The sequence below is a fragment of the Candidatus Methylomirabilota bacterium genome (assembly GCA_036002485.1).
Classification (GTDB): Bacteria; Methylomirabilota; Methylomirabilia; order Rokubacteriales; family CSP1-6; genus AR37.
The window spans coordinates 19,407-40,440 of record DASYTI010000028.1; the positions used below are offsets into that span (position 1 = coordinate 19,407).

At 68.8% G+C, this 21,034-nt stretch carries 17 protein-coding genes; 16 read left to right on the forward strand and 1 reads right to left on the reverse strand.

The window, feature by feature from the left end:
• Positions 1-31: 31 nt before the first annotated feature.
• The 5 genes from VGT00_03060 (at position 32) to VGT00_03080 (ending at position 4,182) form a co-directional block, all read left to right on the forward strand.
• A complete protein-coding gene (locus VGT00_03060) occupies positions 32-1,186 on the forward strand; it encodes an LLM class flavin-dependent oxidoreductase (GenBank protein HEV8530378.1) in 1,155 nt (384 codons plus the stop codon).
• A gap of 229 nt (positions 1,187-1,415) precedes the next feature.
• Positions 1,416-2,117, forward strand: coding sequence for a Crp/Fnr family transcriptional regulator (locus VGT00_03065; protein ID HEV8530379.1), 702 nt, complete (start codon positions 1,416-1,418; stop codon positions 2,115-2,117).
• Positions 2,118-2,181: 64 nt separating this feature from the next.
• Positions 2,182-2,799: a hypothetical protein gene (locus tag VGT00_03070; protein ID HEV8530380.1), complete on the forward strand. Its 618-nt coding sequence runs from the start codon at positions 2,182-2,184 to the stop codon at positions 2,797-2,799.
• Positions 2,800-2,931: 132 nt separating this feature from the next.
• Positions 2,932-3,705 (forward strand): hypothetical protein, encoded by a 774-nt coding sequence (locus VGT00_03075; protein HEV8530381.1) that lies wholly within the window; start codon positions 2,932-2,934, stop codon positions 3,703-3,705.
• Positions 3,706-3,798: 93 nt separating this feature from the next.
• Positions 3,799-4,182: a RidA family protein gene (locus tag VGT00_03080; protein ID HEV8530382.1), complete on the forward strand. Its 384-nt coding sequence runs from the start codon at positions 3,799-3,801 to the stop codon at positions 4,180-4,182.
• Between the two features lie 102 nt (positions 4,183-4,284).
• On the opposite strand, the gene VGT00_03085 is transcribed toward VGT00_03080, so the two are convergent.
• Positions 4,285-4,860, reverse strand: coding sequence for a hypothetical protein (locus tag VGT00_03085; protein HEV8530383.1), 576 nt, complete (start codon positions 4,858-4,860; stop codon positions 4,285-4,287).
• Between the two features lie 335 nt (positions 4,861-5,195).
• Here VGT00_03085 and VGT00_03090 point away from each other — a divergent pair, with 335 nt between their 5' ends.
• The 11 genes from VGT00_03090 (at position 5,196) to VGT00_03140 (ending at position 20,784) form a co-directional block, all read left to right on the forward strand.
• On the forward strand, positions 5,196-7,541 hold the full coding sequence (locus VGT00_03090) for a xanthine dehydrogenase family protein molybdopterin-binding subunit (GenBank protein ID HEV8530384.1): 2,346 nt from the start codon (positions 5,196-5,198) through the stop codon (positions 7,539-7,541).
• Positions 7,538-8,407 (forward strand): FAD binding domain-containing protein, encoded by an 870-nt coding sequence (locus VGT00_03095; GenBank protein ID HEV8530385.1) that lies wholly within the window; start codon positions 7,538-7,540, stop codon positions 8,405-8,407. The genes VGT00_03090 and VGT00_03095 overlap by 4 nt, the downstream gene beginning before the upstream one ends.
• A complete protein-coding gene (locus VGT00_03100; protein HEV8530386.1) occupies positions 8,404-8,886 on the forward strand; it encodes a (2Fe-2S)-binding protein in 483 nt (160 codons plus the stop codon). The genes VGT00_03095 and VGT00_03100 overlap by 4 nt, the downstream gene beginning before the upstream one ends.
• Positions 8,887-9,001: 115 nt before the next feature.
• Entirely contained in the window at positions 9,002-10,279 is a 1,278-nt protein-coding gene (locus VGT00_03105; GenBank protein ID HEV8530387.1) for an ABC transporter substrate-binding protein, read from the forward strand.
• Between the two features lie 48 nt (positions 10,280-10,327).
• Positions 10,328-12,334 carry a hydantoinase/oxoprolinase family protein gene (locus tag VGT00_03110; GenBank protein HEV8530388.1) on the forward strand — a complete coding sequence of 669 codons (2,007 nt, stop codon included), beginning with the start codon at positions 10,328-10,330 and terminating at the stop codon, positions 12,332-12,334.
• Positions 12,331-13,968 carry a hydantoinase B/oxoprolinase family protein gene (locus VGT00_03115; protein HEV8530389.1) on the forward strand — a complete coding sequence of 546 codons (1,638 nt, stop codon included), beginning with the start codon at positions 12,331-12,333 and terminating at the stop codon, positions 13,966-13,968. The genes VGT00_03110 and VGT00_03115 overlap by 4 nt, the downstream gene beginning before the upstream one ends.
• Positions 13,965-14,744: an SDR family NAD(P)-dependent oxidoreductase gene (locus tag VGT00_03120; GenBank protein HEV8530390.1), complete on the forward strand. Its 780-nt coding sequence runs from the start codon at positions 13,965-13,967 to the stop codon at positions 14,742-14,744. Before VGT00_03115 ends, VGT00_03120 begins: the two co-directional genes overlap by 4 nt.
• A 178-nt stretch (positions 14,745-14,922) precedes the next feature.
• Positions 14,923-17,250, forward strand: coding sequence for a xanthine dehydrogenase family protein molybdopterin-binding subunit (locus VGT00_03125; protein HEV8530391.1), 2,328 nt, complete (start codon positions 14,923-14,925; stop codon positions 17,248-17,250).
• Between the two features lie 24 nt (positions 17,251-17,274).
• Positions 17,275-17,733 (forward strand): (2Fe-2S)-binding protein, encoded by a 459-nt coding sequence (locus VGT00_03130; protein ID HEV8530392.1) that lies wholly within the window; start codon positions 17,275-17,277, stop codon positions 17,731-17,733.
• Complete coding sequence (locus tag VGT00_03135) at positions 17,733-18,590, forward strand: xanthine dehydrogenase family protein subunit M (protein HEV8530393.1); 858 nt, start codon at positions 17,733-17,735, stop codon at positions 18,588-18,590. The genes VGT00_03130 and VGT00_03135 overlap by 1 nt, the downstream gene beginning before the upstream one ends.
• A gap of 142 nt (positions 18,591-18,732) precedes the next feature.
• Positions 18,733-20,784, forward strand: coding sequence for a class I SAM-dependent methyltransferase (locus VGT00_03140; protein ID HEV8530394.1), 2,052 nt, complete (start codon positions 18,733-18,735; stop codon positions 20,782-20,784).
• Positions 20,785-21,034 lie beyond the last annotated feature (250 nt).

The following is a 21,034-nucleotide window of genomic DNA, read 5'->3' on the forward strand; positions in this document are numbered from 1 at the left end:
ACGGGAGACAGCCTGCGGGGAGGAGGACGCCATGAAGGTCGGCACCGCGCTGAACATGCTGAGCAAGGAGGGGCACTCGGACGCGGCCGTGCTCGCCGAGCACATGGCCCTCGGCGATCTGGCCGAGCCGCTCGGCTTCGACTCGCTCTTCGCCCTCGAGCACCACTTCACCGGGTATGCCATGTCGCCGTCGCCCACCCAGCTCCTCAGCTACTACGCGGGCCGCACGCGCCGGATCACCCTGGGCACCGCCGTCATTGTCCTGCCCTGGCACGATCCCGTACGCGTGGCCGAAGAGATCGCCCTGCTCGACGTGCTGTCGGGCGGGCGTTGCCTGTTCGGCTTTGGCCGCGGAGCGGCCAGCGCGGAGTACTCGGGCTTCCGCATTCCCATGGAGGAGGCCCGCGCCCGGTTCGTGGAGGCGGCCCGGATCGTGGTCAAGGCGCTCACCGAGCCGTCGTTCGACTGGGACGGCGAGTTCTTCAAGATCCCGCGGACGTCCATTCGCCCGCGCCCGATCTCTCATCCCGAGCGACGCTTCTACGCCTCGTCGGTGAGCCCGGAATCGGCGGAGATCATGGCCAAGCTCGGGTTCGGGGTGCTCGTGGTCATGCAGAACGAATGGCCGAAGGCCGCCCAGGACATCCAGCGTTATCGCGACACCGCCACGAGCGTGGGCCACCCCCCGCGGCCCCCCATCATCCTCATGAATATCTCCGTGGCGGAGAGCCGTCCGGAGGCGCAGGAGCGGGCGAAGACGTATCTCAGCCGCAAGTGGGACTCGATCGACAACCACTACCACTTCTCCGACGGGCACCTCGCGTCCGTGAAGGGGTACGAGTTCTACGGCAACATGGCCAAGACGTACAGCAAGATGAAGGACGAGGGCTACCGCAAGAAGGCCACGGACTTCTACGTCAAGATCCAGGTTGTGGGCACGCCCGACGACTGTCTCCAGCAGCTCGCCGAGCTGCACCGCCTCACCGGCCTCGACCATCTCGTGACGGAGTTCGGCTACGGGGGCATGCCGCACGAAGAGGCGGAGCTGAACATGCGGCTGTTCGCCGAGCGCGTGATGCCCGTGCTCCAGCGCGACCGCGCCTTCTCGAGCGGGCCGGCGGGGACGGGGGAGGGAGTAGCGGGATCGCTCGTGACCGGCGCGGACGACGTGTTCGCGCCGGCTTGACGGGAGTTGCTAAGTCACAAGCGGCGAGCGGGTCAGGCCACGTCTTGCCGAGGGCTTCGAGTCCGGCTCGCTTCAAGTCGTCGGGCATCATGACAATCTCGTGATTCCTTCTGGCACAACCTGATCTCGTTTCTCCACTCCGAGGACATTCTCGCGAGCTTTCGTCGATAGTTCCCGAAGACGTCCGGCAGGATGGGTGGTTGGGATCAGCTGCTCTTGGAGGACCTTGATGGCGACACGGACCAGGGAGGAGGCGAGTGCCCCGGCGCTGACGGCGCTCCGTCGCGTGGCGTATTTTCGCTCGGTCCCGGCGGCGGAGCTCGCGCCGATCGCCCGGCGCTGCCGGGTCCTGGCGCTGGGCAAGGGAGAGCGCGCTTTCGAGGTGGGCGAGCCGTGCCCGGGACTCTTCGTCATCATCTCGGGTGCGGTAGAGCTCCGGCAGGCCTCGCCGCGCGGACGAGAGCAGGTGCTGCACGCCGAAGGCCCGGGGGCAGCGCTCGGCGAAGCGCCGCTCTTCGACGGCAAAGGGTTCATTGCCACGGCCGTCGCCCCGACGCGGCTGGTGGTGGTGCCACGGACCGAAGTACTTGGCCTGTGTCGGCGTCACCCGGCGGTGGCTCTGGCCATGCTCGGGAGCATGGCGCGACGTGTGCGGCGTTTCGCCGTCCTGGCGGAAGACCTGGCGCTCAGAAGTGTCACGGAGCGCCTGGCCCGGCACCTTGAAGCGGCCGCCGACGGCGAAGTCGTGAATCTGGGGCTGACGCAAGAGCAGCTCGCCTCGCGCCTGGGGACCGTGCGCGAGCTCGTCTCTCGGGCCCTTGCCGAGCTGGAGCGGGGCGGTCTCATCGAGCGACGTCGCTCGAAGATCGTGCTGCGCGACGCCGAGCGCCTGGCCGCCCTTGCCCGGGGCGAAAGTGACGATGTGACTTAAGTCATCGCGCGGCCGGCCGTGCCCTTGGGATACTCGGCCCGATCATTCACCCAAGGAGGCCGACATGAAGCGAGTCGCGACGATAGGCGTCGGAGTGCTGATGGTGGCCGCGTGGCTTGCCGCCTACGGCGGGGTCTGGGCGCAGACGCCATCGGGCTCCGGCGGGCATGGGTCGACGTCACACGAGAGCATGCACCAGGGACATCATCCAACCGAATCGCCCGTGATGCCGGGCCAGGATGCTTTTGGCGCGATCGCGGAGATCGTGCGCCTGCTCGAGGCCGACCCCGCCACCGACTGGAGCCGAGTCGACCTCGAGCGCCTGCGCCAGCATCTGATCGACATGAACGAGGTGGTTCTGCGCGCGGCCGTGAAGTCCGCGCGGGTGCCGGGCGGGCTCGCCATGGAGATCACGGGAGCCGGCCGAACTCGAGCGGCCATTCGCGCCATGGTCCTCCCGCATGCGGCAGAGCTCGACAAGATGCCCCGGTGGACGGCCAAGGCCGAGCCGATCGCGGCAGGGGCGAGGCTCACCGTGGTTGCCCGCGACGCAGGCGATACCACGACGACTGCCCGCATCCGAGAGCTCGGCTTCGCCGGGCTTGTTGTGCAGGGTGGCCATCACGGTCCCCATCATCTGGCCATGGCCAGGGGAGAGCTTCCCGCCCCTCACCGTCACTAGGACGCGGATCCTTGGCACGGGAGGCGAAAGCTTCCGTTGACAGCGACCGGGCCCTACCCTATAAATCGGGCAGTCGGCGGACGCTGATTGCGAGCGCGGACGGCGCGCACCACATCCAGGGGAGACCACGTCATGACGACCTACCGGACGCTCGCGCGGCTGATCGCGCTCTGCCTGCTCCTGCTCGCGGCCTCCGTCGCCGCGCAAGAAGTGCTGACCAATGACTCGGTGATCGCCATGAAGAAGGCGGGACTGTCGGACGCGGTCATCCTCGCCAAGATCCGGTCGAGCCAGTCGAAGTTCGACGTCAGCACGCAGAGCCTCGTGTCGCTGAAGCAGGCCGGCCTGTCGGATCAGGTCATCGAGGCCATGGTTGGGCACACGGGGCCGGGCGGGACCACGCTCACCGCTCCGGCGGGGGCGCCGGCGAGGACTCCGGGCGGAGGGCTTCCCCAGGGGCGCGACAGCGTCTACCACTACCGCGGCGATCAGTACATCGAGCTGGCGGCCGCCGCGGCATCGATCGAGACCAATACGCAGTTCTTCTCGACGAAGAGCGAGATCGTCCTCAAAGGGCGTAAGGCGGCCTACCGCGTGGCCGACCGGGAGCCCGTTTTCTTCAGCGTGTGGGCTCCCAACGAGGCCCCCCTCGTTCGCCTCAAGCCCGGTGATGACAATGACGATCGTAACCTCAAGATCTCGAGCGGCGCCTTCATGCCCTTTGGAGGCACCCACAAGCAGGGCGTACGGAACGAGGACAAGATCGACGTCGACGCGGAGAAGGATCCCCGCGGCTTCTACCGCATCAAGCCCAAGAAGGCGCTGGCCCCGGGTGAGTACGGCTTCATCATTACTCAGGGCTTCGCGACGGGAACCGGCAAGGTCTACGATTTCGGCATCGACTGAGCGACGGTCAGGGCCCGACGCGCCCTCTCTGTCCGCTTTCGCGATCTGAGATCGCCTCCGCCCAGCAACCGCTCGGCCCGAAAGGGAAACGACATGCCCAGGAAAGAAACCATCAAGGTGAGTTTGGCCGCCTCCAACCCCAACCTGTCCGCGGCCACCAGATTCGGCAATCTCGTTTTCGTGGCGGGCCAAACCGGGAGGCATCCCACCACCGGGGAAGTCGGCAAGGATATCCGTGAGCAGACCCGCAATGTCCTGGAGCGAATCAAGCTGATTCTCCAGGCCGCGGGCACCTCTCTCGACAACGTGCTGACGGTGACCGCGTATCTCACCAGACGGGAAGACCTGGCCGCCTACAACGAGGAATACGGCAAGTATTTCCCCGCCGACAAGCCGGCCAGGACCACGGTGGAGGTGATGCTGAACTCCCCCGAGCTCCTAGTGGAGATCACGGTCACCGCGTGCATCCCTGACTGACGCCACGCCGGCGGGGTGTCGGATGGCAAGACCCGACCGCGGAGACTTGAGCGGGCGCCACGCCGAGAAAGCGTGACGCCCGCATGGTGGAGTGAGCGAGCTCTAACGAACGTTATAGATGGTGATGTCGTCGGCCGCGCGGGGGCGGAGAGCGGCCTCGGTCACGGGGCCACGATCCGCGCTGCCGGGAGCGGCTCCGCGCTCGGCGAAGCCGGGATTCCCGAAGATCGTCCCGCACTCGTTCTTCGTCTTGTAGGCGCCGTAGCCGGTGCCGGCGACGGCACCAACCAGACCGCCGATCAAGGCACCCTTACCCGCGCCCGAGCCGCCGTTCGCAATGGCTCCCCCGGCGGCACCCAGGCCCGCGCCGAGCAGCCCACCGAGAGCACCGGGCTTGGCGATACGCCAGGCGCGATCACCGCCGGTCGCACAATCGGATGCCGTCGTAGCTACCGGAGTCGGTCGAGGCGTGTACACGGTGGCGTGGCTCGCCACCGGCGTTACCCGAGGCGCCACGACCGCGGGGGCGCGGCGTACGGGCGTCGGGGCGTAGGTTGCGGTCATGGTATCGGCGGGCGCCGCGGGACGGAGCATGTAGGCGGTGGTGACGCCCGTGAGGAGCGAGGTTCCCGTTACGAGAGCGATGCCGGTCGTGACAATCTTACCGAGTGGGCTCATGGTCGATTCCTCCTCTCACCCGGCTATGACGGACACGGTGAGGGGGGTATTCGACGCCGCAGGGACCCGACGGGGTACTGGGCCAAGTTGCGAGCCACATTTACTCAGCCCTCGCCTCGGGCTTCGCCCTCAGCTCGAAGAGCCACGCCCGAGGGAGCCGGCAACGCGAGGCGTACGTGGGTGTACGTTGAGCGTTGCTGGCGACCGAGAACGTGGCCGTTCGAGCTGAGCGGCCCTGCCGCGAGGCGAAAGCTGAGTTGACCTGGCGAAGCAAATTGGCCCAGTACCCGCGCGCTGGACAGGTGTGCGGGCTGTTGATATGGTCGGGCGGTTCCATGGGCGCGAAACTCTTCGGGGCCTCCGTTCGCCGGAAAGAAGACCCTCGCTTCCTCCGCGGTGAAGGCCGCTATGTGGATGACATCAAGCTGCCCGGGATGCTCCACGCGGCCTTTGTGCGGAGCCCGCACGGCCACGCCAGAATCGTTTCCGTGAAGACGGACGCGGCGCGCCGGATGCCCGGGGTGGCGCATGCCTTCGCCTTCGCCGACCTCGAGCGGTGGATGAAGCCGCTGCCTCTCTTCGGCGCCGTCCCCCCCGGTCTCGCCGCGCGTGTCAATGTCACCATGAAGCAGGTGCCGCAACTGGCCATGGCGCGCGATCGCGTGTTCTTCGTGGGCGAGATCGTGGCCATGGTCCTGGCCACGAGCCGTGCCCTGGCCGAAGACGCCGGTGAGGCGATCGAGGTCGGGTACGAGCCGCTGCCCGCCGTCGTCGACATGGTGGCGGCGGCCGAGCCCGGCTCGCCGGTGCTCCACGGCGAGTGGGGCGACAATGTCGCGATTCACTTCGCCACCGGCTTCGGCGATGCCGACGCCGCCTTCCGCGCGGCTGACGTCACCGTGCGCGAGCGCTTTCACATACAGCGCTATGTCGGCATGCCCATCGAGACACGCGGGGTAGCCGCGCAGTGGGATGTGCGCGACGGCACCTTGACCACGTGGAATGGCACTCAGGTGGTCCACTTCGTCCAGCAAGGACTGGTGGCCGCCCTCGGGCTGCCCCCCCACAAGATCCGCGTCATCGCGCCGGACGTGGGCGGAGGCTTCGGCACCAAGGCCACGGGTTACCCGGAAGACTTGCTCATCCCCGCCGCGGCCATCGCCGCGCGTCGCCCCGTCAAGTGGGTCGAGGACCGCCGCGAGCACATGATGGCGGCCGCGCACGCGCGTGACCAGATCCACGAGATCGAGATCGCCGCGCGGCGCGACGGGACCATGCTGGCCGTGCGCGACCGGATCTGGGTCGATCTCGGCGCCTACAATTCGTGGGGTATCGTCCTGCCCTACAACACCGTCGCCCACCTCCTGGGACCTCACCGCGTGCCGAGCTTGCGCGTCGAATGCCGAGGCGTCGTCACCAACAAGACGCCGAATGCTCCCTATCGCGGCGCGGGCCGCCCCGAGACCGTCTTCGCCATGGATCGCATCGTGGATTGCCTCGCCAGAGAGCTGCGCATGGATCCCGCCGAGCTGAGGCGGAAGAACTACCTGAGCGAAGCCGATATGCCCTATGAGCTCGGCATCCCGTATCGCGACGGCAACCGGCTGGTTTATGACAGCGGCGATTTCAAGGCGGCGCTCGACTCGGCGCTCTCGACCATCGGCTATGACGCGCTCAGAAGAGGGCAGGCGGAGCTCAGGGCCAGAGGGGTTCACCGCGGCATCGGCATCTCGGGCTATGTCGAAGGGACGGCCATCGGTCCCTATGAGGGGGCCGTGGTCAGGCTCGATCCCTCGGGGCGCGCCGTGGTCGCCACGGGCGCCTGCAGTCAGGGGCAGGGGCACGAGACCTCATTCGCGCAGATCGCGGCGGACGCGCTCGGCATTCCGCTCGACTGGGTGACCGTGGTGGGCGGCGATACGGCGGCCATTCCGTTCGGGGTCGGTACCTTCGCGTCGCGGAGCGCGGTGAATGCCGGCAGCTCCATCCACGTGGCGGCCGGCAAGGTGAGAGACAAGATCGCCCAGGCGGCGGCCGCCCTCCTCGAGGCGGCGCCCGCCGACATCGAGGTCAACGACGGCACCGTGTCGGTGCGGGGCGCGCCTGGCTCCTCGGTGCCGCTCGCGCGCGTCATCCAGTCGACCATCCCGACTTTCGCCAAGGCCGGCTCCCTCTCGCCGGACTTCGAGGCCACGGTCTATCACCATCAGCCGACAGTGACGTATACGAGTGCAGTGCATATCGCTCTCGTCGAGGTGGATGCCGGCACGGGGTCGGTCCGGCTCCTGCGCTACCTCGTGTCCCACGACTGCGGCAAGGTCATCAATCCCGTCATCGTGGAAGGGCAGATCCACGGCGGCGTCGCCCAGGGCATCGGGGGCGCGCTGCTCGAGGAGATGGTCTATGACGAGCAGGGCCAGCTCCTCACCGGCACTTTCATGGACTACCTCGTCCCCACGGCCATGGAGGTGCCGCCCATCGAGACCGTGCATCTCGAATACCCGTCGCCGCGCAACCCTCTGGGCATCAAGGGGATAGGCGAAGGCGGGGCCATCTCGCCTCCCGCCGCCATCGGCAATGCCGTCGAAGACGCCCTCGCCCCCTGGAATGTCCGTGTCACGCGCACGCCTCTCGGCCCCTCCGTGGTACTCGACCTCATCCGCCGGGCGAAGAAATCGTGAAGCCGCCGCCCTTCGAATACGTCGCGGCCTCGAGCGCCGCGGACGCGGTGGAGGCGCTTCGCCGCCATGGTGACGACGCCAAGGTGCTCGCGGGAGGACAGAGTCTCATTCCCATGCTCGCCCTGCGGCTGGCCAGACCGGCGGCGCTGGTGGACATCAATGGCTGTGGCGATCTCGAGGGCATGGCCGAGTCCCGAGGCGTCTTGACCGTGAACGCGCTGGTGCGCCAGCGCGCACTCGAGCGCTGGGCGCGTGAGCGCGCGCCCCTCCTCGCCGAGGCGTTGCGGTGGGTGGCGCATCCCCCGATACGGAATCGCGGTACCGTGGTGGGCAGCGTCGTCCACGCCGACCCCGCCTCCGAGCTGCCCGCCCTCCTCCTCTGCCTCGACGGCGAGGTGGTCGCGCGGCGGAGGGGAGGGGAGCGCGTCATTTCCGCCGGCCAGCTCTATCTCGCGCCCCTGACCACCTCGCTCGAGTCGGACGAGCTCGCCACCGCGGTCCACTTCACCCTGCCGCCCGCGGGCGCGGGCTGGGGCTTCGCCGAGGTGACGCGACGCCACGGCGATTTTGCCCTGGTCGGCTGCGCGGCGGTCCTGGCCCTGGATGGCGGCGGGGCCGTCTCTCATGCGCGCCTCGGCTTCTTCGGTGTCGGCGGCACGCCGGTCAGAAGCGGGCCCGGCGAGGCCGCGCTCCTGGGCGAGAAGGCGACGGCGGCGCGCCTCGGCGAGGCGGCGAAGGCGGCGGCGGCCGCCCTCCGCCCCGACGGCGATCTTCACGCCACCGCGGAATACCGCTCGAGCGTGGCCGCCACCCTCGCCGAGCGGGTGCTCACCGCGGCGCTCGAGCGCTGCGGGAAGACGGAATGAAGCGCGCCATTCGCGTGACCGTCAATGGCGTGCCGCACGCGCGTGATGCCGATGTGCGCTCGACTCTCGCTGATTTCGTCCGCGAAGACCTTGATCTCACCGGGACCCATGTCGGCTGCGAGCACGGCGTGTGCGGCGCCTGCACCGTGCTCCTCGACGGCGAGCCCGTCCGCGCCTGTCTCATGCTGGCCGTCCAGGCCGACGGCCGCGCCATCACGACCATAGAGGGCATCGCGCCCGGCGATGGGCTTCATCCGGTCCAGGAGGCATTCTGGGGCAAGCACGGGCTGCAGTGCGGCTACTGCACGCCCGGCATCATCGTGAGCGTCTGCGCCTTCCTCGAGGAGCATCCGACTCCGACGCACGAGGAGATCCGCGAGATGCTGGCCGGCCATCTCTGCCGCTGCACCGGCTACCATTTCATCGTGGAGGCCATCGCCGAGGCCGCGCGCAGCCTGGCAAGCAGCCAGAAGGCTTGACGCGATAGATCGAGTCGGGCATTGTGCATACACCGCGGGCAGAGTCGCCTACCTTCGTCACTGACGCCGTCATGCTGCTCACGTGAGTCTTCGAGAGGGACGGGAGGTCCGGACTATGCGGAGCTGGCTCAAGCGATTGACCTTGAGCGCGGGCGCGGTGGCGGCCGTCATGACCATGGCGGCTCACGCTCCGACGGCGCAGCCCAAAGAGATCGTGATCGGGGTGCTCTATCCCACCACGGGCCCCACGGCCCAGGCGGGTATCGACTCCAAGACCGCCGCGGAGCTCGCTGTGGAGATCGTCAACGGCAAGCATGATCTCGACCTGCCCCTGGCCCGGACCGAGGGGCTGCCGAACCTCGGGGGGGCCAAGGTCCGCCTCATCGTGGTCGACCATCAGGGCAAGCCCGAGCTCGGCCAGTCCGAGGCCGAGCGGCTCATCACGCAGGAGAAGGTGATCGCGCTCTACGGCGCCTACCACAGCTCGGTCTCGGCCACGGCCAGCCAGGTCGCCGAGCGTTACGGCATCCCGTATCTATCCGGTGAGTCGTCCTCGCCCACGCTGCACCGGAGGGGCTTCAAGTGGTTCTTCCGCACGAGCCCGCACGACGAGCATTTCTCCATGGCCATGTTCGAGTTCCTCAAGGAGTTCCAGGCCAAGAAGGGCGTCAAGCTCCCCAGCGTCGCCGTGTTCTATGAGGACACCCTCTTCGGAGCGGACTCGGCCAAGGTGCAGGAGAAGCTCGCGGGCGAGCAGGGCTACAAGATGGCGGAGAAGATCGCCTACCGCTCGCGCAGCACGTCCCTCACCTCCGAGGTCCAGCGCCTCAAGTCCGCCAACCCATCGGTGCTGCTGCCCACGGGCTACACCAATGACGCCATCCTCTTCGTCCGCACGGCCCGCGAGCTGGACTACAACGCTCCGATGATCCTGACCCAGGATGCCGGCTACATCGAGTCGGACTTCATCACGGCCGTGGGCAAGGACGCCGACGGCATCATGTCGCGCTCGGTGTTCTCCCTCGACCTGGCCGCGAAGAAGCCGATGGTGGCCAAGGTCAATGCGATGTACAAGGCCAAGCAGGGCAAGGATCTCAACGACAATACCTCGCGCTCCTTCACGGGCATGATCGTGCTGCTGGACGCCATCAATCGCGCGGGCTCCACGGACCCGGAGGCGATACGCAAGACGCTCCTCGCCACGGACCTCAAGCCGTCCCAGGTCATCATGCCGTGGAAGGGCGTGAAGTTCGATCCCGCGACGGGCCAGAACGAATCGGGCACCCCCCTCATCACACAGTGGCGAGGGGGACAGCTCAAGATCGTCTGGCCCTTCGACCTCGCCTCCACGGACGTGCTCTACCCGCTGCCCAAGTGGTCCGAGCGCAAGTAGCGTTCCCGGCGCCGCGGGAGGATGACGGCAGGGTGAGGAACCCGGTCGATGGCTGAGGGCGTGCGCATTGGCGTGGACGTGGGGGGCACCTTCACGGATCTCGTGGCCTGGGATCCGGCGGGACGGATGGAATCGTGCAAGGTGCCGACCACGCCCGGGAATCCGGCCGAGGGCGTGCTGAACGGCATCGCCACCCTCGCGCCCAGAACCGGGCCCTGGGCCTCCCTCGCCCACGGGACGACCATGGTCACGAACGCCATCGTGGAGCATCGGGGCGCGCCCGTCGGCTATATCACCACGCGCGGCTTCCGCGACGTGCTCGAGATCGGGCGCATGAGCCGCCTGCACCTCTATCGGCTCGACCTGCCCGCCAAGCCCGAGCCGCTTGTGCCGCGCCGCCGGCGCCGCGAGATCACCGAGCGCGTCGGGCCCGACGGGACGGTGCTCACACGGCTTCACCTGGAAGAGCTTCCCGCCATCGTGGAGGACTTCAAGCGCGAGGGTATCGAGAGCGTGGCCGTGTGCCTGCTCCATTCCTATGCCTCGCCCGCCCACGAGCAGGCGCTCCGCATGGCTCTGGAGGCGCATTTCCCCTACGTCTCGATCTCGAGCGAGATCAACGCGGAGTTCCGGGAGTACGAGCGCGGCTGCACCACCGTGCTCAATGCCTCGGTCATGCCCGTGGCCGCCCGCTATCTCGATGACCTCGCCCACCGCGCCGGCGGCAAGCCGCTTCATCTCCTCAACGCAGCCGGCGGCATGATGTCGGTGGAGGCGGCCAAGGAACGTCCGCTCAGCATGGCCATGTCGGGGCCGGCGGGCGGGGTGGCCGCCGCCGCGCATACCGCGCGAGCGCTCGGGCTCGCGCGCGCCCTGGCCTTCGACATGGGGGGCACCACCACGGACGTCTGCCTCATCGCCGACGGCGTGCCCGAGACGGCGGGGCAGCGCAAGCTCGGCGACTATCCGGCGCGTATGCCCATGATCGCCGTCGAGTCCATTGGCGCGGGCGGCGGCTCCATCGCGAGGGTCGAGCCCACGGGCGCGCTCAAGGTGGGGCCGCGGAGCGCTGGCGCCATGCCGGGGCCGGCCTGCTATGGGCAGGGCGGCACCGAGCCCACGGTGAGCGATGCCAACCTGCTGCTGGGCTATCTCAACGCGGAGCGGGTCTACGGCGGCTCCATCCGCCTCGAGTCGGCCCGGGCGGAGTCCGTCATCGCGCCGCTCGCCGAGCGCTTCGGGCTCTCCCTCATCGAAGCCGCGCATGGCGTGGTCGAGGTCGCCAATGCCAACATGCTCCGCGCGCTGCGGCTCGTCTCGGTCCAGCGTGGCTACGATCTCCGCGAGTTCTCGCTCATCGCCTATGGCGGGGCGGGGCCGCTCCACGCGGGCGCCCTCGCGCGCCAGGCCGGGATCTCGAGCGTCATCGTGCCGGCTCACTCGGGCGCCTTCTCGGCCCTGGGCTGCCTCGTCTCGCCGCTTCGCTATGACACGGTGCAGACGCACCGGGCGCGGCTCGAGACATGGGACGCCAAGGTGGTGGAGGAGCGCTTCCGCGCTCTCGAGGCCCAGTCCCTGCGCCCGCTTCTTGACGAAGGGCATGCCCTGGACCGGATCGTCGTGCTGCGAAGCCTCGACTTCCGCTATCTCGGCCAGAACTACGAGCTCGAGGTGGACTTCGTCCCGGGCGGGCCCGGCGCGCTCAAGGCAGCCTTCGAGAAGCGCCACCGTCAGCTCTATGGCTATGCCACCGGAGAGAACGTCGAGTGCGTCAACCTGCGCGTGACGGCGCGCGCGGCCGAGGAGCCGCCGCCGCTGCCCGTGCCGCCTTCGGGCACATCGGCGGTGGCCACCGGCTCGCACCGCGCGTATTTCCAGGAGAGGGGCGCCGTGGACATGCCGCGCTATGACCGGAGCTGTCTGCCCACTGGTCACCTCGTTACCGGGCCGGCCATGATCGAAGACGAGTGGTCGACCACGATCGTCTACCCGGGCATGCGCTGCGTGGCCGACCGTCTGGGCAATCTCGTCATCGAGGTGGGAGGCCAGGCATGAGTGCCACCACGCTGAGCCCGGTCACCCTGGAAGTCGTGCGCAATGGCCTCTATGCCATCGCCGAGGAGATGAGCGTCATCGTCATGCGCTCCGCGCGCTCGCCTCTATTGAAGGAAGCGGGCGACCTCTCCTCCGCGCTGACCGACGCTCAGGGCCGCTTGATCGCCCAGGGGCGCGACATTCCCATCCACATGGGGGTCATGGGCTTCACCGTCAAGGAATTCCTCAAGCGAATTCCTGCCGAGACACTGCGGGACGGCGACGTCTGGTTCCTCAACCTTCCGGAAGTCGGGGGCAATCACCTGCCCGACGTCAAGGCCGTGCGCCCCGTCTTCTTCGAGGGCCGGCTGGTCGCCTTCGCGATCAACCTCGCTCACTGGGCGGATATCGGCGGCGCCGTCCCGGGCAGCTATGTTCCGTGGGCCACCGAGTGCTACCAGGAGGGGCTGCGGATCGCGCCGATCCGGCTCTTCTCGGCCGCGGGGCCCGAGCGGCCCGCCCTCGACTTCGTGCTCTCCAACTTGCGCGGGCGCGGCGAGCGGGAAGGGGATATCTTCGCCCAGTTCGCCGCCAATGATGTGGCGGCCCGGCGCCTCAACGAGATCCTCTTGCGCTATGGCGCGGAGACGGTCACCGCCTGCTTCGAGAGATTGCACGACGAATCCGAAGCGCAGATGCGCGCGGCCCTGAGGGCTCTGCCAGATGGCGCCTGGGAAGGCGAGGACTTTCTCGACGACGACGGCGTCGAGGATCGACGCATCCGGATCAAGGTGCGCGTGACCAAGAAAGGCGACGAGGCGAGCTTCGATTTCTCGGGGAGCGATGCCCAGGCGTTGGGGCCCGTCAACACGACCTACTACATCGCCTGCTCGGGCGTCTACTACACGATGAAGGCGCTGGTGGCGCCGGACGCGCCGCCCAATGAAGGCTGCTACCGGCCGCTTCGCGTCATCGTGCCGGAAGGCAGCGTGCTCAACGCCGATCCTGACCGGCCCGTGGTCGGCGGCAACCACGAGACGTCTCAGCGCGCGGTGGATGCGATCATGCGGGCCATGGCGCAGGTCATCCCGGACCGCGTCCAGGCGGGAGGGCCGACGACGGCCGGCCTTCTCATCCTGGGCACGCGCCTGCCAGACGGCCGCTGGGCCGTCTTCTACGAGGTGCACGGCGGCGGTGAGGGCGCCACCACCGGCAAGGACGGCGCCTCCGCGACCCGCGTGCACATGTCCAACGTGATGAACACGCCGGTGGAGGTGGTCGAAAGCGAGTACCCGCTCATGATCGAGGAGCTGGCGCTTCGCCCGGGCTCGGGAGGCGATGGCCGCCACCGCGGGGGTCTGGGCTTCCGACGGGCCTACCGCGTGCTGAGCTCCGAGGTGACGCTGACGACCATGATCGAGCGCCGGCTGGTGCCGCCCTACGGGCTCTTCGGTGGCCGGGAGGCCGCGCCCTTCAAGATCACGCTCAATCCGGGCACCCCGCGTGAGCGGGATGTGAAGGGGAAGGAGACCATGAAGCTCGCTCAGGGCGATCTGGTTCTCCTGGAGACCTGTGGCGGCGGAGGCTATGGCAATCCCGCCGACCGGCTGCCCGCCGCCCGTGAGGCAGACCGCCGGGAGGGCTATGTCGCATGAGAATCGAGAATCGCATCGCCCTGGTGACGGGCGCGGCCAAGGGCATGGGCTGGGATATCTGCCTGACCCTGGCGCGCGAAGGCGCGCACCTGGCCCTGGCCGCGCGTGATGTGCCGCCGCTCGAGAAGCTCAAGGGGGAGGTCGAGGCGCTCGGCCGCCGCGCGCTCGTCATCCCCACGGACGTGACGGACGAGGCGGCCGTGGAACGCATGGTGGCGAGAACGGTCGAGATCTTCGGTCGCATCGACATCCTGGTCAATGCCGCCGGGGTCACCGGGCCCATCGAGACGCCCGTCCAGGAGATCAAGGCCGAGGATTTTCGCTTCGTCCTCGAGGCCAATATCCTCGGCACCTTCCTCCCCACCAAGCACGTGCTGCCCACGATGATCGCGCAGAAGTACGGCAAGGTGGTCAATATCAGCGGCACCTCGGGATTGCGCGGCTACAAGTACCGGGCCGCTTACTCCTCCTCCAAGTGGGCGCTGCGCGGCTTCACCCGCACGGTCGCCCTCGAAGTCGGGCCGCACAATATCAACGTCAACGCCCTCCATCCGGGCATCGTGGCCGGCGACCGCATGGACAAGCTCTGCCGCGAGAAGGCGAAGAAGCGCGGCTGGACGCCCGAGCAGGTGCATCAAGAATACGTCAACGAGATGGCCCTCCGCCGCGTCACCACCTCCCAGGACATCGCGAGCACGGTCCTCTACCTCGTCTCGGACGACTCGAAGAACATGACCGGCCAGTCCGTGACCGTGGACGGCGGCTGGGACGTCTGATGCTCGTGTCTCTCGGCTGCAGCGGAGAAGACCGCAGCTCTATTCTAGATCCCTCTCCCCCACTGGGGGAGAGGGGAGGGTGAGGGAGTCGATTCTCTCGGCGATGAGAGAGCTGCGGGCGAAAAGCACACCCCTCACCCTGGCCCTCTCCCCTCAAGGGGAGAGGGATATTAGTTAAATGGCCTATCGCGTGATCGGCAGGTCCCCGCCTCGAGCGGACGCCTGGGAGAAGGTGCGGGGCCGCCCCATCTATGCCGGCGATCTCGCGATGGCCGGCATGCTCCACGGCAAGATCGTCCGCAGCCCGTATCCCTCGGCGCGCATCGTCAAGATCGACACCAGCGAAGCCCGGGCCCTGCCGGGCGTCGTCGCCGTGCTCACTCACGCCGAGGTGCCGCAGAACGCGCTTCGCATGGAATTGCCCGGGCGCATGGCCGAGGCGACGGCGGGAGCTGTGCTGGCGACCCAGCCGGTGCTGGCCGAGGATCGCGTGCGCTTCCAGGGCGAGCCCGTCGCGGCCATCGCGGCGGAGACTCCGGAGATCGCCGCCGAGGCCGCCGAGCGGGTTCGGGTCGAGTACGAGCCGCTCCCGGGCGTCTATGATCCGGCGGAAGCGCTGAAGCCCGGCGCCCCCCACGTCCACGAGGGCGGCAATCTCCTGCGGGCCTGGCATATCCGCAAGGGCGATGCCACGGAGGCCCTCGCGCGCGCGGACGTCATCGTGGAGAAGACCTACCGAACCCCGTTCGTGGATCACGTGTACCTCGAGACGGAGACGGGGATCGGCTGGATCGACGCCGAGGGCACCCTGGTCCTCCGCGTGAGCACCCAGGTGCTGGAGCATTTCCGCGACGTGGCCGAAGTCCTGCGGCTGCCCCACGGGAAGGTGCGGCTCGAGGGCGCCTATCTGGGCGGCGGCTTCGGCGGCAAGGAGGACGTGACGGTCGAGTGCCTGCTCGGCCTCCTCGTGTGGAAGACGCGGCGGCCCGTGCAGCTCGTCTTCTCGAGGGAAGAGAGCTTCATCGGCCACGGCAAGCGTCATCCGTATCTCCTGCGCTACAAGTCCGGGGCCACGAGGACGGGCGAGCTGGTGGCCATGGAGGTCGAGCTCGTCTCGGACTCGGGCGCCTACGCCGCGCTCTCGCCCTGGGTGCTCCTGTACAGCCTGGTGACGGCGACGGGGCCGTACCGGGTGCCTCACGTCAAGGTGGACGCCTTCACCGTCTACACCAACAATCCGGTGGCCAGCGCCTACCGCACCTTCGGGTCCATCCAGACCTGCATCGGCTATGAGGGACAGATGGACGCCCTGGCCGCCGCGCTCTCCATGGATCCGCTCGAGCTCCGCGAGAAGAACTTCCTGAGGAAGGGCGACAGGATCGCCACGGGGCAGGTGCTCGAGAGCGAGCCCATGCTGGGCGAAACCATGCGGCGCGCCTGGCAGGCCCTGGGCCCCCCGCGCGAGGGCGACGGGCCCGTTCGCGTGGCCCGAGGCCTCGCCGCCTCGTTCACGCCGTATGGGCGCATGTGCTGGACGCGCGACTCCGCCTCCGCCTGGGTGGGCATGGAGCTCGACGGCTCCGCCGTGGTCCGCTGCGCCGCCCCCGATGTGGGCGGGGGACAGACCTCCTCCCTCTGCTCGATCACCGCGGAAGTCCTGGGCCTGCCCGTAGAGCATGTCGCGGCCGTCGGGCGGGACAGCCACTTCACCCCGCGGGCCGGCACGACGACGGCCACGCGCCAGCTCTTCATGTCCGGAAACGCGGTGCTCAAGGCCGCGCACGAGGTACGCCGGCATCTTGTGGATCAGGCCGCGGAGATGCTGGAAGCCGCGCGGGAAGACATCGAGCTCACGGAGGGACGGGCTCTCGTCCGGGGCGCGCCGGATCGCGCCATCGACTTCTCCGCGCTGGTCAAGGCCGCCACGGCGGCGGGGCGCCCCGTCCAGGCCCTCGACAAGTACGATGCGCCGTCGGCGCCGACGATTGATCCCATTACCGGGCAGGGCAAGCCCTTCAACGACTACACCTTCGGCACTCAGGCCGTCGAGGTCGAGGTGGACGAGGAGACGGGCCAGACTCGCGTGACGAAGCTGGCCGCCTGCTATGACGTGGGTCAGGCCATCAATCGCCAGAGCGCCGAGGGCCAGATCGAAGGCGGCGCCGTGCAGGGCCTGGGCCACGCCCTCCTCGAAGAAGTCGTGCTCGAGGACGGCGTGTCCAAGAACCCTCATCTTCTCGACTACAAGATTCCCACCACCCTCGACGCGCCCGAGATCATCACGATCCTGCTCGAGTCGGGACAGGGCCTCGGGCCCTTCGGCGCCAAGGGCATCGGGGAGCCCGCCATGACCCCGACGCCGGCCGCGGTGATGAACGCCGTCACGCGCGCCGCCCGCGCCCCCCTGACCCGCTTCCCCCTCACCGCCGAACGCGTCCTCGCGGCTCTCAAGAGCCAATCAGCTTCGAAAAATCCCTCTCCCCCATCGGGGGAGAGGGCAGGGTGAGGGGGCACAGGCCTACACCATCCCATGCGCCTCGACTTCACCCTCAACAACCATCCCTGCCGCGCGGAGGCTCCCGCCCACTGGACGGTCCTCGATCTTCTCCGCGATGGCCTCGCCCTCACGGCGACCAAGTATGGCTGTGGCGAGGGCGTGTGTGGCACCTGCACCGTGCTCCTCGACGGCGAGCCCGTCCGCGCATGCCTCGTTCTCGCCTCCCGGCTCCGCGGGCGGACCCTCCTCACCGCCGAAGGTCTGGAAGACAATGGCCAGCCTGACCGGCTTCAGAGCGCCTTTGCCCGCGCGGGCGCGGCCCAGTGCGGCTTCTGCACGCCGGGCATGCTGCTCTCCGCCCGCGCGCTGCTCGCCGCGAATCCCTCGCCCACCGAGCACGACGTGCGCGAGGCCCTCGCCGGCAATCTCTGCCGCTGTACCGGCTACACGAAGATCATCGAAGCGGTGCTGGCCGCGGCGGGCGCCCGCTGATGCGCCTCCGCCCATTCGCGCTGGTCGAGCCCGAGACGATTCCCGAGGCCGTCGAGATCCTGGCCGGGCTGGACGGAGAGGCCCGGGTCATCGCCGGCGGCACCGCGCTCGTCCCCACCATGCGCCTCGGTCTCGTGGCGCCGGACCGTCTCGTCTCGCTGCATCGCATTGCCGGGCTGTCGGACATCCGCGTGGACAAGGGCATGCTCGAGATCGGGGCCATGGCGAGCCTGTCCGCCCTCGTCCGCCACGGCGCCGTCCGCGAGGGCTGGCCGCTTCTCGCTCGAGCCGCCGCCCGCGTGGCCACTCCCGCCATCCGGAGCAGCGCCACGCTCGGCGGCAATCTCTGTTATGCCGAGGCCGCGTCTGACCCCGCGCCGGCCCTTCTCTGCCTCGAGGCCCAGGTGCGCGTGGCGGACTCCGTGGGCGAGCGGGTGGTGCCGATCGGCGAGTTCTTCACGGGATTCTACGAGACGGCGGTCGCCCAGGGGGAGATCCTCACGGCGGTACGCGTGCCGCCCATGCCGCCCGGGGCCCGGGCCGCCTACGTCAAGTTCTGCCCGCGCTCCGCCGAGGACAAGCCGCTCATCGGCGTGGCCGCCCTCGTGAGGCTCGACGACGCGAAGCGGGTGAGGGAGGTCCGGATCGCTCTGGCCGGGGCCGCTCCCACTCCGATTCGCGCGCGCCGCGCCGAGGCCGCCCTGTCAGGCGAGGCGTTGACGGAGGCGGCCATTCATGCCGCCGCGGACGCTGCCGCCGCCGAGGCCGACCCGCTCTCCGACCTCATGGGCTCGGCCGACTATCGTCGGGAGATGATCCGCGTGTGGATCCGCCGCCTGCTCCTCTCCCTCCGCTAGTCGGTTCCGCGTTGTCGACTGCCGGCCCCGCTTGACGGGTGGCGCGCTTCTGGGAACAATAGCCGCCACGAAAAGGGGTGACGGATGCCACGCTCGTCCACCTGTCTCGATGGCCGACGATCAGCCCCGCTGTGAGCTCGCCATGACCGCGGGCGCTCGTCCCCTCGCGCGCGGGGCCCACCTGGTGGGCAGCGTCCCCCTCGCGAGCGCGGAGGCCGTCTTTCAGACGGTGGCCGCGGAGATCGGTGACCGCCTGCGCCGCATCCCCGACGGCGAGACCGGCCCGCGCTCGGACTGGATCGTCTGGCAGCTCCCCGTCTTCACCTCCCAGCCGCAGCTCGAGGTGGTCCCTCCAGGCCCGGACAGCTGGCGGCCGCTGCCGCGAGTCCGTCTCGGCGAGGGCGTCCGGCCCGACAGTGTGGTTTTCGAGGCCCTGGGTTACGCGGAAGCAGCGATCGCCTCGTATCGCCTCTTCGCACGGCTGAAGCGTGACGGGCTCGTGCCGGTGGCCTGCCGCTTCCAGGTCTGCCTGCCCACTCCGCTGGCTCCCATCAGCGCCTTCGTGGTGCCCGAGCATCAGGGTGTCCTTGAGCGCAGTTACGAGGAGCGGCTGCTCGCCGAGCTGCAGGTGATCCTCCGGGAGGTACCCCACGACCAGGTCTCCGTACAGTGGGACACCAACTTCGAGTTCGGCATGCTCGAGGGCGTCTTTCCCGTCTGGTTCGAGGACGTCAAGGGCGGCATTCTCGAGCGCCTGCTGCGGCTCTCCCGGCAGGTGCCGTCGGACGTCGAGCTGGGATATCACTTCTGCTACGGCGACGTCCAGCACCGGCACTTCAAGGAGCCCGCCGACGCCGGCAAGCTGGTGGAGGTCGCCAATGCGCTGGCCGCGAGCCTCGGGCGGCCGCTGAACTGGATCCACATGCCGGTGCCCCGTGACCGGACCGACGAGGCGTACTACGCGCCGCTGAAGGAGCTTCGTCTGCAGCCCGAGACCGAGCTGCACCTCGGCCTGGTCCACCACACGGACGGGGCCGAGGGAACGGCCCGCCGCATGGAGGTGGCCGCGCGCTTCGCCTCCGGCTTCGGCATCGCCACCGAGTGCGGCTGGGGGCGGCGCGCGCCGGCAAGCATTCCCGATCTGCTCCGCATCCATCGAGAGCTGAGCGCGCCCGTGCAGCCGTCGGGCCGGCCGCGCGGGCGCTTCGCATGGCCGGCCGGGTTCGCGCGCATCCCCGACGAGGACTGGACGCGGCAGCCGGTGGACGTCTTTGGCCTTCGCTACGACACCGTCGAGAACCACGGCTGGTACCGGAACCTCGACCCGACCGTGGAGGACCTCGCCCGGCATCTGGATGAAGGCCAGCTCCTCATCGACTACTCCGGCGGCACCGGCATTCTCCTCGACCGCCTGCATCTGCGGATCTTCGATCGCCGGGTGGGGATGCTCATCGTCGACAGCTCGCCCAAGTTCCTGCGGGTGGCCCTGGACAAGTTCAGCGGCGACGAGCGGGTGGGCTTGCGGCTCCTGCGCTGGCGCAAGGAAGAGAAGCGGCTGGACTTCCTCGACGAGGCGATCGGCCCCGCGCTCACGGCCCGCGGGGCGGAGGCGATTGCCTCCACCAACGCGATCCATCTCTACACGGACCTACCGGGGACGGTCGCCTCGTGGGCCCGAGTGCTGCGGCCCGGAGGCCGCGTCTTCGTCCAGTCGGGGAATATTCGGAATCCCCAGGCCCGCCCGAGCGAGTGGATCCTGGACGAGACGGTCTGGGCGATCCACGAGGTCGCCACGGGCCTCGTCCGCAACGATCCGCGCTACGCCGCCTATCGATCGCTCCTCGACGACGAGGCCCGGATGCAGGCGCACGTGTCGTACCGGGACCGCGTCTTTCTCCCCGTGCGCCCGCTCGACTACTACGTGGGCTGCCTCGAAGGGGCCGGGTTGGCGGTGGAGGCCGTGACCGCTCGCACCATCGAGACCAGCGTCGAGGACTGGTTCGAGTTCTTGAGCGCCTACCACGAGGCGGTGTTGGGCTGGGTGGGAGGCTCCGCGAAGGTGGACGGCGCCCCGCCGACCAAGGAGGCCGAGGGCGACCGGCTGGCCCTGATCCGGCACGCCATGGACACGCTCCTCGGCGGCCGGCCGTCATTCCGGTGCTGCTGGACCTACATCACCTGCGTGAGGCCGTGACTCGGCGGTGCGGGTCGGCGGGGCCGGACGGCTACTCCGTCACGATTATTGCGGGACGCCGCAGAGAGACGCCATGAACTGAGAATCCCGCTGCCCTGATCGCTCCTGGATGACCGAGGTCTTCTGGCTCGCCCTGAAGTTCTTTCCTCCTGAGACACACATCTGTGTGGGTAACGGACTCGCCAAGTTGAGTGATCGGTTTCTCGAACAGTAAAGCGGCCCTTACCATCCCGGATCTCTCCCTTCGGAA